The 12666-nt window shown below is 42.7% G+C and carries 15 protein-coding genes and 1 pseudogene; 1 reads left to right on the top strand and 15 read right to left on the bottom strand.

Translation table 11 applies throughout. The features are described from left to right. Window positions 1-85: 85 nt before the first annotated feature. The 11 genes and pseudogenes from dprA to ffh form a co-directional block, all read right to left on the bottom strand. On the bottom strand, window positions 86-826 hold the full coding sequence (dprA, locus tag ABNS49_RS13275) for a DNA-processing protein DprA (RefSeq protein WP_288343625.1): 741 nt from the start codon (window positions 824-826) through the stop codon (window positions 86-88). Window positions 827-867: 41 nt separating this feature from the next. After that, complete coding sequence (locus ABNS49_RS13270) at window positions 868-1476, bottom strand: ribonuclease HII (RefSeq protein ID WP_288343626.1); 609 nt, start codon at window positions 1474-1476, stop codon at window positions 868-870. After that, window positions 1469-2368 (bottom strand): ribosome biogenesis GTPase YlqF, encoded by a 900-nt coding sequence (ylqF, locus tag ABNS49_RS13265; RefSeq protein WP_288343627.1) that lies wholly within the window; start codon window positions 2366-2368, stop codon window positions 1469-1471. Before ylqF ends, ABNS49_RS13270 begins: the two co-directional genes overlap by 8 nt. A gap of 79 nt (window positions 2369-2447) precedes the next feature. Further along, window positions 2448-3071 (bottom strand): signal peptidase I, encoded by a 624-nt coding sequence (lepB, locus tag ABNS49_RS13260; protein ID WP_288343628.1) that lies wholly within the window; start codon window positions 3069-3071, stop codon window positions 2448-2450. A 44-nt stretch (window positions 3072-3115) separates the two neighbouring features. After that, window positions 3116-4104: pseudogene (locus ABNS49_RS13255) on the bottom strand (IS30 family transposase). Window positions 4105-4237: 133 nt separating this feature from the next. Further along, a complete protein-coding gene (gene rplS, locus ABNS49_RS13250; protein ID WP_135981321.1) occupies window positions 4238-4588 on the bottom strand; it encodes a 50S ribosomal protein L19 in 351 nt (116 codons plus the stop codon). Between the two features lie 90 nt (window positions 4589-4678). Further along, window positions 4679-5395, bottom strand: a complete 717-nt coding sequence (gene trmD / locus ABNS49_RS13245; RefSeq protein WP_289183971.1) for a tRNA (guanosine(37)-N1)-methyltransferase TrmD — start codon at window positions 5393-5395, stop codon at window positions 4679-4681. After that, window positions 5392-5880: a ribosome maturation factor RimM gene (gene rimM / locus ABNS49_RS13240; protein WP_135981319.1), complete on the bottom strand. Its 489-nt coding sequence runs from the start codon at window positions 5878-5880 to the stop codon at window positions 5392-5394. Before rimM ends, trmD begins: the two co-directional genes overlap by 4 nt. Before the next feature lie 59 nt (window positions 5881-5939). Continuing rightward, on the bottom strand, window positions 5940-6188 hold the full coding sequence (locus ABNS49_RS13235) for a KH domain-containing protein (protein ID WP_135981318.1): 249 nt from the start codon (window positions 6186-6188) through the stop codon (window positions 5940-5942). After that, entirely contained in the window at window positions 6188-6457 is a 270-nt protein-coding gene (gene rpsP / locus ABNS49_RS13230) for a 30S ribosomal protein S16 (protein ID WP_135981317.1), read from the bottom strand. Before rpsP ends, ABNS49_RS13235 begins: the two co-directional genes overlap by 1 nt. 80 nt (window positions 6458-6537) lie before the next feature. Continuing rightward, window positions 6538-7956 (bottom strand): signal recognition particle protein, encoded by a 1419-nt coding sequence (gene ffh / locus ABNS49_RS13225; protein WP_135981316.1) that lies wholly within the window; start codon window positions 7954-7956, stop codon window positions 6538-6540. Between the two features lie 285 nt (window positions 7957-8241). On the opposite strand from ffh, the gene ABNS49_RS13220 reads away from it, so the two are divergent. Further along, entirely contained in the window at window positions 8242-8973 is a 732-nt protein-coding gene (locus ABNS49_RS13220) for a hypothetical protein (RefSeq protein WP_135981315.1), read from the top strand. Here ABNS49_RS13220 and ABNS49_RS13215 read toward each other — a convergent pair. Genes ABNS49_RS13215 through ABNS49_RS13200 form a run of 4 tightly spaced genes read right to left on the bottom strand, consistent with a single transcriptional unit; the run spans window position 8949 to window position 12499 of the window. Then, window positions 8949-9449, bottom strand: coding sequence for a GNAT family N-acetyltransferase (locus tag ABNS49_RS13215; RefSeq protein WP_135981314.1), 501 nt, complete (start codon window positions 9447-9449; stop codon window positions 8949-8951). The genes ABNS49_RS13220 and ABNS49_RS13215 overlap by 25 nt on opposite strands. Next, window positions 9440-10378, bottom strand: coding sequence for a glycosyltransferase family A protein (locus ABNS49_RS13210; protein ID WP_135981313.1), 939 nt, complete (start codon window positions 10376-10378; stop codon window positions 9440-9442). The genes ABNS49_RS13215 and ABNS49_RS13210 overlap by 10 nt, the downstream gene beginning before the upstream one ends. A 14-nt stretch (window positions 10379-10392) precedes the next feature. Continuing rightward, window positions 10393-11136: a hypothetical protein gene (locus ABNS49_RS13205; RefSeq protein ID WP_288343353.1), complete on the bottom strand. Its 744-nt coding sequence runs from the start codon at window positions 11134-11136 to the stop codon at window positions 10393-10395. After that, on the bottom strand, window positions 11129-12499 hold the full coding sequence (locus ABNS49_RS13200; RefSeq protein WP_288343355.1) for a hypothetical protein: 1371 nt from the start codon (window positions 12497-12499) through the stop codon (window positions 11129-11131). Before ABNS49_RS13200 ends, ABNS49_RS13205 begins: the two co-directional genes overlap by 8 nt. Between the last annotated feature and the right edge of the window lie 167 nt (window positions 12500-12666).

The following is a 12666-nucleotide window of genomic DNA, read 5'->3' as shown; positions in this document are numbered from 1 at the left end:
TTATTCTATTCCTTTTTTTATTATCTGTCAACTAAAATATTAGATATTTTTTAATATTTTTAAAGGACAGAAAAAGGGGCGTTTATCAAATTGCCCCCACATCATCTAAACCTGTTAATATGTGCGCGCCATTGGCAATTAAGTAATTGCAGCCCCGATACAATAATTCCTGAAAATCAGTAGGGACGCAATACACCTCTCGATCCAGCGCCAAACATTCATTGACCGTTAACATCGTTCCACTCTTTAGCGTGGCTTCAACAACCACCACGCAATGGCAAGCTGCGGCAATCAACCGGTTCCGCCACGGGAAGTTTTTCGCATAAGGCGGGGTTCCCGGAGGATATTCTGTAACAATCAAATGCCCGCTACGCATTTTCGCATACAGTGCCGCATTTTCTTTGGGATACACTCGATCCAAACCGCAGCCAATAATGCCAATCGTTTTCCTATCCAAAGCGCTCCAATGCGCTACGCTGTCGATTCCTTTTGCCAGCCCTGAAACAATCGTATACTTCTCCTTTAGGCACTGGGTAATTCGCACCGCATTTTCCTTTCCCTTTTCAGAACATTGGCGCGCACCAATGACTGCGACTATTTTTTCCCTTAACAAGCTTAAGTCGCCTTCATAAAACAAAATCCACGGCGGACATTCCAACGCCAAAAAACAAGTCGGATATTCAGCTTCACCAATCGTCACAAAAGCGAAAGGGCACTCTAAAATTTGATAGTCCTCCTTTTTGTCCAACGCTTCCGCAATCCGATTCCAGTCTCCTTTGTAGCGAATCGCATAATATAAAATTGCTTGTCTGAAATTATACCTCATACCTTTATATACGATTTTTTTCGGGAAAAGTGGACATTTTTTTAAAACAATTTAATTTCTTCCAGTTTTTTCACAGGGCCATAACTCTTTCGATAAAAAGGCTGCACCCCAAACCGCTCCAGGTTTTCAATATGCCTCTTTGTCGGATATCCTTTATGCGCTTTCAAGCCATACATCGGATACATCGTATCCAATCTATACATCCAGTGATCGCGTGTTACTTTCGCAAGAATACTTGCCGCCGCGATAGAAATTGATTTTTGATCCCCCTTTACGATAGCTTCAAAGGGAGCTTCAGATTGTTTAAGCGGCATCGCGTCCGTTAAAATGTACGTCGTTTCTACCTCCTGAGCAATTTGTTCCATAGCGCGTTGTGTCGCTCGATAAATATTCAGCTCGTCGATTGTCTGCTCGGAAACAACGAGAATTTTATAAAAAAGAGCGTCATTTAAAATCTGCCCATATAACGCCTCTCTTTTTTTCTCGCTTATTTTTTTGGAATCATCAATCCGGGCGTTTTCATATCCCTTTGGGAAAACAACTCCCGCGACAACCAAAGGCCCCGCAATCGGGCCTCGCCCCGCTTCATCCATGCCAAGAATGGTTGGATAGTTTTTCCACAAATCAATTTCTAATGGTTTTTCAATCATCCACGCTCTCCCAAGTCAGCTTCCCGAGCTTATTCTCACGAATATCTTTTACGAACGACTTCATCAGCCGGTTCTCATCAATTTGTCCTTTTTGCAAATATCCCCGTTTTCGTCCGATTTCCAAAAGAGTATCGTATGGAGTATCCTGCAATTCGATTTGATACGTCTTTTTTAACGCCTCCGGATCATTTTTCATCAACCATTCGCAAGCGTAAAACGCAATATCATCTTGCGTGACGACCTCGTCGCGAATCGCGCCAAGCAATGCCAATTTCTCACCAATATGCTCCCCTTCAAACTTTGGCCAAAGAACGCCTGGCGTATCCAGCAATTCGATCGCTTTATCCAGCTTGATCCACTGAAGCGCTTTCGTCACACCCGGTTTATCGCCTGTTTGTGCCGCTTTTCTCTTCGCCAACGTATTGATAAACGTGCTCTTTCCTACATTGGGAATCCCGCACACCATAGCTCGCAGCGCCCGGGGATTGATTCCGCGCCGTTTTTGTTTTTCAATCAGTGGAGCACAAAGCTTTTCTCCACATTCAATGATGACATTTTTATAGGAATCTTTAATCAAATCCAAAGCGACGGCCTTCTGGCGATCCGTTTGAAAGTATTCCAACCATTCTTTCGTCTTTACCGGATCCGCTTTGTCCTTTTTTGAAAGAATAATCAAGCGAGGCTTCGTTCCGATCAGTTCATCCAGCATTGGATTTTTAGAAGCCAGAGGAATTCTTGCATCTCGAATCTCGATGATAAAGTCAACTTTTTTTAAATTTTCCTCCATTTGGCGTCGAGCCTTTGTCATATGGCCCGGGAACCAGTTGATATTGGACGTTTGCTGCCCGCCTCCTTGCTCGCTTTTTATCTTCTTGTCTTTTTTTCGCGTCATAGTTATCCATCCTTTGTACCTTTTTATTATACCGCATCCAGAAAAAGCAGAAAAGGAAAGCGTTCCTGCCTTCCTTCTCTCATTTTAAGCCAAAACTGGAAAATGGATACAATACAAAAACCCCTTTTCCATAAATTTGCGACTCTTTCACCGGTCCAACCGACGGATCTCTGGAATCTTTTGAATTGGTTCGATTATCACCCATTACGAAATATTCATCTTCCCCTAGCGTAATCGGGCCCCAGTCTTCCCAAATCGGAATCCCATCCTGGGTTCGATTTCCTATGAAATATTTATTTAAACATCCAAATTGCTCCTTTTGCATCGCCGTATATTCAGGATTCAAATACGAAGACTCGTCGATTGCTTTTCCGTCAATGTAAATCACATCGTCTTTGCATTCAATCGTTTCTCCGGGCATTCCAATGATTCGCTTCACCCATTCGGCCTTTTCGCCTGTTTTTGGATCCTCCATCGTTACCACGACAATTTTGTTCCGTTCCGGTTTTCCGGTCTTTGCTCCAATCACACTGGTAAAACCATATTCTCCATCCGCAAGCGTCGGATCCATGCTGTGTCCGACAACCGTTACCGGATGCGCGATAAAATTCGCAAATAGTAAAACCGCGACGGCGCTAATAACAAAAACCTTCAAAAACTCAAAAATCTCTTTCCCGATAGATGCTTTTTCCTCTTTTTTCATATTCACTCCTTATCCTGTTGCTTTCCGTATTATATCTTGAATTGTCAAATTAAGTGCAACGTTTCCGAATAATACACTTCATATGGTGTTTTGTAGCCTAAACATTTTCTAGGCCGTTTGTTCAGTTCATCTACTTTTTCTTGGATGTACTCTTCTGGTATATCGGTGAGATCTTTTCCTTTCGGAAAGTATTCTCTCAAAAGACCATTTGTATTTTCGTTTGTTCCTCTATCCCATGGATGTCGTGGAAGCGGAAAATAAAATTGGACTTGATTCAGTTCTTCCGTTATATCCGGATGCGCAGTAAACTCTTTTCCTCGATCCGGGGTAATCGTGCAGAGTGGCTCCTCTTTTAGAAGTTGAATGGTCGCTTCTTTTACCAGGTCGCTTTTCTTCTTGGCTATCTTCATGCATTTTAGAAATCTGCTCTTTCTATCAACATATGTCACAAGACAGGCTTTTCCGGTCGCTCCAGCTACTGTATCTCCCTCCCAATCGCCAAGTCGTGAGCGATTATTGGCTTCTTCAGGACGATCTTTTAATTCATTGCTGATCTGGATCTTTCCTCGTTTTTCGATATAGTCCTTCGTATGCCTTGATTTTCCTCTATGTCTTAGCTTTCGAATAGCTCCTCGATTGCCATGAGAGAGATTCTTTTCATCAAACAAGCCGGCATAGATCGCTCTATAGATCGTATTATGACTGATTGACCAATCCGCTTTTTCGTACTCTAATCTTCAGCGATTTCTTCAGGGGACCATTGATGATCCAAGAAGCAGTTACGTACCCATTCATAGCGAACAGGGTCATTCAATATTTTCTTTCTTCCACAATGTGTTCGTCTTTTCGAATACTCTGATTGGGCCATCGAAGGACTGTATTTGCCTTGGGAAGCATTTCTTTTCAATTCTCTGGAAATCGTTGATTTATTTCGGTGGAGTATTTTCGCAATCTTACAGATCGAGAAACCTAAGAATGAATATTTTAGTATCTCTTCTCGCTCTTCTATAGTAAGATGAGTGTAGTGGTTCATAGATATGCCCTCCTGATTCATTTGGTTTGGTCACCATTAGTGTATCATGGGTGCTTCTATGTTCCACTTTTTTAGTGTTGCACTTAAAGTGTAAATTCAAGATACAAAAAAAGCCGGATCAACCGGCATTTTTTTATTTTCTAACTTCTTTAAGACGAGCAGCCTTACCGGAACGTCCGCGAAGATAACGCAATTTGTTACGACGTACTTTACCTTGACGAACAACTTCGATATGATCGACGATTGGCGAATGAACTGGGAACTTCCGTTCAACACCCACACCACTCGAAATTTTTCGAACTGTAATGGATTCTGTAATTCCACCGCCAACATGCTCGGTTATAACTCCTTCATAAACCTGGATACGACTCTTTTCCCCTTCTTTGATTTTTACATGGACACGAACCGTAGCACCCGATCTAAGATCTGGAATGTCTTTTTTCAACTGAGATTTCGTAATATCCCGAACTAAGTTTAAATTCATATTTCCTCCTTATTCATCCTGTGCTTTCAAAGACTCATAGTCAACGACCAGCGGAACCCGCACATCCTTATGAAGGATAGCATATCCTGATCAGCTTTTCAAGATTTCTTTCACCAACCGCTTTTCTGCTGGCGTCAATTCGACATGATCCAGCAATTCCGGCCGGATCTTGGCTGTTCGAATGACCGACTGTTCGCGACGCCATGCATCAATATTGGCATGATGCCCGCTCAACAACACTTCCGGCACGCTTTTTCCATCGAACACAGCAGGCTTTGTATACTGCGGATATTCCAGAAGACCGTTCGAGAAAGAATCGTCTTCACTGCTGTCTTGTCGAATCACACCCGGCAGCAGCCGGAGAATCGCATCGCACATCACAGCGCAGGCGCTTTCGCCGCCGGTTAAAACAAAGTCGCCCAAAGAAAGCTGCATATCGACATAATCGCGGATTCGCTCGTCAAAGCCTTCGTAATGACCGCAGAGAAAGATCAAATGCTTTTTTTTCGAAAGGTCCTGGGCGATGGGCTGGCTGAATGTTTTCCCTTGCGGCGTAAGCATAATGACTAAACTCTCCGGCGTTCGAATCGCCTTGAGCGCATCCACGATCGGCTGGCACATCAAAACCATCCCGGCACCGCCTCCATATGGCGTATCGTCGACATGTCCGTGTTTTTCATTCGTGTATTCTCGAAAGTCAATCGTTTCAAATTCAAATAAATCTTTTTCATACGCCCGCTTGATAATAGATGTATTGAGCAGGCTTTGAAAATACGTGGGGAACAACGTCAAAACCGTGATTTTCATCGCAGCCCTGCCATTTCCTTTATCGTGATTCGCTTTTCCGGCACGTCGACATCCACAATAAACGCGTCGACAAACGGCAGCAGGAAGCCGCCTTCCGTTCCTTTCACCCGTAAAACCAAATTGGCACCGGTTTCCAGCAAGTCGACCACTTTTCCAAGATTTTCTCCCTCTTCATTGAAAACCTGACAGCCATTCAGCTCATGATAGTAAAACTCATTTTCGTTTGTTTTTGGCAGTTCTTCGATTGGAATGAATAAGCCGTCCCCTTTAAGCGCCTCCGCTTTCTCAATCGAGTCAATTCCTTCAAAAAAAGCGTAGCCAAGTCCTTTTTGCATCCGAAACCGAAGAACTTTCAACGGTGTTTCCTCGTTCAGATACAATGTTCGACCTGTTTCAAAACGATGCGCCGGATCATCGGTAAGCAAATACAATTTACATTCCCCTTTTAAACCATGTGTATTGATTATTTTCGCAACTTGAATCATTTCTTTCTCCTTTTCCCGCAGCCAATCATTCTACAAAAAATAGGATACGTTTCCGCATCCTAATAAGCTTCGAATTTCACCGCGATATGTTTGTCATCATTGCGGGACGCGATCGACATCATTTGGCGCAGAGCGCTAGCCATGATTCCCTTCCGCCCGATCAACCGAGCCACGTCTTCACTATTTGCGTATACAAATAAAGAAATCTCGTCCTCATTGGAACTCGACATTGTCTTCACAGACAAAGACTTTTCATCGTCGACCAATGGTGCGCAAAGATCAAACAATGTTTTTTCCAAATCTACCATTATTTTCCGAATTTTTCGTCATGCAGAGTCTTGAGGACTCCTGCTTTCGACAAAATAGAACGAACTGTATCCGTTGGCTGGGCTCCGTTTTTCATCCAACGCATAGCGGCTTCGCTATCCAATGTTACCTGGTTTTCCGATTTCATTGGATCGTATGTTCCGATCTCTTCAATAAAACGACCATCGCGAGGGCTTCTGGAGTCTGCCGCTACGATCCGATAGAAAGGACGTCCTTTCTTACCCATTCTTTTTAAACGTAATTTTACCATGTTGTTGTCTTCCTTTCGATTTATGCATTGTTATCCTACCAAAGACCATTTGTGCTGTCAAGTATTTTTACTTGACACCTTTATTTCTTTTTCTTCTTGGATTTCGATTTTTTCTTTTTCTTTGAACCGGCGTGTTTGCTTGCCCCATACGCTCCCGCGCCTTTTTGCATTCCCTGAAGCATATTCATATTCGGCATCGAACCTGACTTCATCATTTTCATTAAAGTCTGCATTTGCTCGACCTGGCTGATTAAGCGATTGACTTCCATCACCTTGACACCCGCGCCTTTTGCGATTCGGGATTTGCGACTTGCCTTCAAGCACTGAGGATGTTCGCGTTCATACGGTGTCATCGACTGAATGATTGCCTCGCTTTTTTTCACCCCGTCATTAACTTGCTCGTCATCAATTTTTCCACTCAGTTTGCCCAGCCCGGGAATCATATTCATCATCTTTTGCATAGATCCCATCTTCTTGACTTGTTTGAACTGATCAAGCATATCGTTAAATGTAAACACGCCTTCGTTCATTCGCTGAACCGCGCGTTTTTGAACATCCATGTCGATTTTATCCTGTGCCTGTTCAACCAGTGTCATGATATCGCCCATGCCAAGAATTCGGTCCGCCATTCGATCTGGATGGAATTCTTCGAGATCATCCACTTTCTCACCATTGGAAACAAACATCACCGGAACATCCGTAATGGAACGGACAGACAACAATCCGCCGCCACGGGCATCGCCATCCATTTTCGTCACGACAAGGCCGGTGATCGCGAGCTGTTCATTGAATTCACGAGCAACCGTCACGATGTCTTGTCCAGTCATCGCATCCACCGTCAGTAAAATATCATCCGGCGCCACAATGTCTTTCATCGTTTTCAATTCATCCATCAAATCCGCGTCAATATGCAATCGTCCGGCGGTATCAAAAATCACAAGATCTTTTTGGCGGGATTTCGCGTATTCCAATCCTTGTTTCGCTGTCGTAATCGCGTCGACATCCGCCCCCAGGCTAAACACTTCGACATCAATATTTTTCCCTAACGTTTGCAGCTGTTCGATAGCGGCTGGACGAACTACGTCGCATGCCACAAGCAAAACGCGTTTTCCTAATTTCTCTTTTGCGAACCGGGCAATTTTCGCGGAAGCCGTCGTCTTACCTGTTCCCTGCAAACCAACCATCATCACATTTGTGATGCCGTGCTTTTTAAAGTGGAGCTTTGCGTCGCTTTCTCCTAATAAAGACTGCAATTCATCATGAACGATTTTAACGACCATCTGTCCTGGATTCAATGCGTCCAAAACTTCTTGTCCTAACGCTTTTTGTTTTACGTTCTCAACAAATTCTTTCACAACATTATAGTTGACATCGGCCTCAAGCAGTGACATCCGCACTTCTTTGAGCATGTCATTCATATTTTTTTCTGTCAGTTTTCCTTGACCGGAAATATTCTTTATCGCTTTATTCAAGCGTTCCGATAATGATTCAAATGCCATATTTAGATCCTTTCTTCTCCCTATGCGATTAAATAATTTTATCTTATCAAGTCTCTTTTTTCAATCTTTCGCCTTACAATCGAATCCAACTGCTCCCCGCTTCTTCTTTTTACGAAAAAGCTTTCAATCTAGTGATTTGAAAGTTTAGTAAAAAAAGAGTACCTTTGAAATATGAAACATAAGAGAAAACTCAAGCCTTCACGAATTCTTTTTCTTGTTCTCGTTTTCATCGGGATCCCTTCGCTTTTATTCTTTCTTTTACGCCCTGTTTCCAATACGCAAAACATGCCGGAGGATACACCGCAAACGACTGATTTAGCCGATTTGCTTGCCTATGCTAAAGAACCTCTTGGCCAAGTGATGTATGTGTGGGGCGGCGGCTGGAATGAGGAAGACACTGGCGCCGGAACGGAAAGCCGCCATCTCGGTCTTTCCCCTGCTTGGAAAACGTTTGCGGACGCGCAAGATGCCACCTACGATTTTAACGATCACCTCTACGAAATCCATCATGGCTTGGATTGTTCGGGCTATATCGGATGGCTTTTATACAATACGTTTGAAACCAAAGACAGCCAGCCCGGCTATGTTCGCCTTTCACAAGAAATCGGTCCTTTTCTAGAAAAAAAAGGGTATGGAACGATGATTGCGGCTTCCGATATTCAAAACTACGAGCCGGGTGATTTACTTGCCAATACGGAACACATTTTTATGGTTTTAGGTACCTATGAGGATGGAAGCCTGCTCATTATCCATGCCTCGCCACCAGGCGTTCGAATTTGCGGGACCCCAAACGCGCAAGGCGAAACGCGCAGTCAGGCGGAAGTGAATGCTGAGAACATTATGCAAACGTATTATCCCGACTGGTCTGCAAAGTATCCAACATGCTCCACTGATTTCTCGTATTTAACGGCTTACGATCAGTTTCGATGGAACCCGGATAAGCTTCCTGACGCGCAAGGATTTCGAAAAAAAACGGCCGATGCCGTTATTTCCTATTTATTTTCGTCTGAAAACTGATAGGCGTGTCGCGGATCGCCATTTTGCAAAAAAATCGTTCCGGTGTAAAGGAAGCCATTTTTTTGAATGCACCTTTGCATCGGAAGATTGTCGGCATGCGTATCAATTTTCAAATTTTGGCATCGCGTTTTACAATACGATAAAATCAGGCTTCCTACCCCTCGCTGGGTTTGCGTCGAAGCGACTTTGTGAATAGCCGCGTAGGGTTCCTCATTAAGCCAGGCTCCATCAATCTTTTCATATGTTGGATCCGTTCCAAAATGAAGGACAAAGCTTCCTAAAATTTCCATGTTGCTTTCCACGACATACAGTTCTTTCTCTTCTAAATTTTGCATTAAATCGTTTCGATTCGGATGCCCGTCGTTCCATTGAAACGGATTGCCGTGGGTATGCATAAATTGACGTGCCCGCGTATAAATGACTTCGAGCGTATCAAGATCATCGTACCGGGCCAGACGGACCTTTCCTATTGCCATGGTATCTCCTTTCGCTTCCATCCATATTTTAAGCAGGCGATTTCCAGCCAGGTCCCATACGCAAACTTCAAAAAAGGCGAAAGCTTGCTCCAGTCGATTTCATCGGGTTCAAAAGTTGGATGATCCGCTTTTTTCACAATAAAAATCAATGTATAAATAATCACCATATCCGTATTGTAGTAGTTGATCATCGAGTCAAATGAAACATTGGGCAGCGCTTTTTTTAAATCATCCGCCTGATCATGGTACGCTTTTCGCATATTGTATACGGTATCCAGATCCATATGGTTCGTTAAAGAGCCCCTGCGTTGCACATAATGGTAAAAGCGATCGGGAATCGCCGCGATTTTTTTCGCGTTCAAAAAAGTTTTAAAAATCGTTCTTGTATCTTCAAATCCGGCTAGGTGGTTTGGAAACCTTACCCCATCAAACGTTTCCGCTTTAAATAATTTAGCCCAGGGATAGTTGTTGACCCCTTTGTTCGAAATAAGCTTTTGCAACGCTTCCACATTGGACATTGTCTGTTTCGGCGCGACTTTTCTTAACAAAGGGATAAACTTGAAATAATCCATCCGGTACCCGCATAACACGATATCCGCCTCTTCATGATGCATGGTTTCCATCATCTTTCGAATCATATCGGGATGAATAAAATCATCGCTGTCTACAAACATCCAGTACGCGCCATGGGCGTGATCCAAAGCACGGTTTCTTGTCGTTGAAATCCCCGCGTTGGGATACGAGTAAACAAACACATTGTCATGGGCTTTCGCATACTGGTCACAAATTTGCCCGGAGGAATCCGAGGATCCATCGTTAATCAAAATAATTTCAATCCTTGGATAGGTTTGATTCAAAACCGAATCGAGACAATGGGAAAGATATTTTTCCACGTTGTAAACCGGAATGAGGACGCTTACCAATTCCATACATCAATCTCCTTTTATTTCATAATCGTTGCGATTGTCTTTTTTATAATCCACTCACAAACCGCCACAACAATTAAAAACCAAATCGTCCAAGCCAGTAAAGAAGCTAAATCGACATTCAACTTGGCGATTTGCATGTTTCGCCCGATCCCGCCACGAACTTGCGATAAAATCTCAGCCATCACGCCAACTTTAAACCCGAGCGAAGTAATCGAAATCAATGCGGAGCCTAAAGCCGGTTTAAGCAATGGAATATACACTTGCCGCAAAAGATATCGTCTTGGCTGCGGATAAATTGCGAGTACATCTTTCCAACACGTCTGGATCGTTTCTAATTCGTCTGCACAGGCTTGATAGACAACAGGAAACAAAACAAGAAAAATCACCAAAAACAGACTTTGTTCTCCGCCTAGCCAAAACAAAAACAAAATCATTAGCGTAATATTGGGAATACTTCGTAACAGTAAAATTAGATAATCAAGCCAAATGCGGGTTTTCGGATAAAAAAAGCGCCAAAACGCTAATATAGCTCCAAAGAAAAAGGACATTGCTATGCCAAACACAACGCGCGTTACGGTAAAAAAGATTGACTTGTAAAATATAGTCGTTTGCAGTTGTTCTTTCATTGCCGCAAGAACCATCCATGGAGATGGAAAGATCACAGGATTATCCATGACCAAAAACAAAAACTCGCCCAAAAACAAGGCGAATAAAGCAATCCCAAGCAACTGTTTCCATTTTTGAAGCCAATTATTCATTTGCCAGAGTTCCTAGCACATCATAAATCGCGTCAATATTGGGGTACTCGTACCCTGCGTCGAGCAATTTATGAATGTCGCCCAACAATTCAGCTTGCTCGTCGAATTGCTCCGTAAGGTCGTATCCGGCGATGCACAAGGCAGCCATTCTTCCATCCTGATAACGCTGGCGGGCAATTTCCAAGGCTTCGTTTACGTGATGGGAATTAAAGCAAGCTACCGCATAATCATACATGAATTCTTCATCAATCGTTTGATATTGCTTCAAAGCTTGAAATTCATCATACGCTTTATAAAAATCCGAGAGAGAAAGCGCCGTAAAAATCCGAATTCTTGTCAAATAGGCTTTTTCTTCTTTGGTTAATCCGACAAATTCATAAGCGTATAAAAACTTCGAGGCTACTTTAATGTAGCGACCATTCATGAGAAACGAGGCAATCGCAAAAAAAACGTGCTTATCATTCCCGCTCATGGTCATGAATTCCTTTATATATTTCTTTATCGTTTCATCCCGATAATGAAGACGCTGTAGAGCGATTAGTTTCATTTCGATGGCATTGATTCGAGTCATTGTATCGTCAATAGGCAGTCGAAGGATTTTTCGCTCATAATGCTTCATTTTATCTGGCTGGTTTAATTGCTCGAACAAACCGAGGAGCTTAACATAAAAAATCATAAGCGGATGCGCTTCGATTTTTTCTTCCAAATAGGAAACAGCCTGTTCATACGCTTCTGTTTCCAAATAGTAATCGGAAATCAAATGGATTCGATAATCTTCTTCCGGAATGCATTGAACGAAATCAAAAAAAGATTTTTCTTCTTTTTCCTCTTTCAAAAAAAGACAAATTTGCGTCAACGATTCCTCATCGTCTTTTGCGCGCTCAAAATACTCCAAACTTCGAGCTTTCTTTCCAAGCTTCCAGTACGCGATCCCCGCATAGCAGTAAATGGATGGCGTATCCACTTCAAGAAGGATATCTTCAAAATATTGAACAGCCATTTTATAGTCTTCTTTATTTAAGTAGACTTGCCCATATAAGTACAAAATATGAAGATCTTCTTCCGGATCTTCACCTAATGTGCACATTTTCAAATAATCTAAAGCGTCATCAAAACGGTCCAAACCGATTAATGCATCCGCCCTTCTTTCATAAAACAACTCGTCGTCGTAACCGTTGTTTTTGGCATCTTCCATTAAGATCAAGACATCTTCGTACATTCCCTGAAATAGTAAGAGATCCGAGAGGGAAAGATAGTAAAAATCATCATGTCCATAGCTCTGTTCATATTCTTGAATTTTATGAAAAGCATCATCTAGCTCATTATTTTGAATCGCATCAATGATTTCATCTTGTAATGTCATTTACGGTCCTCCTCATCCAATTCTATAGTAGGTAAGCAAAAAAGGCAAAAAAAAATCTCCATCCTTCAAATTTCTGTTTTATTGAAACACAAAAAAACCTCGCCAGCGGCAAGGTGGTCGTTCGATCTCTCAAAACCAGAAACACGCCTTCTCCCTCTTTCCACAAC

The sequence above is a fragment of the uncultured Dubosiella sp. genome, assembly GCF_964018005.1.
GTDB classification, from domain to species: Bacteria; Bacillota_I; Bacilli_A; order Erysipelotrichales; family Erysipelotrichaceae; genus Dubosiella; species Dubosiella muris.
Note: the sequence above shows the minus strand (reverse complement) of the source record. Positions and strands in the feature narration are given on the sequence as shown.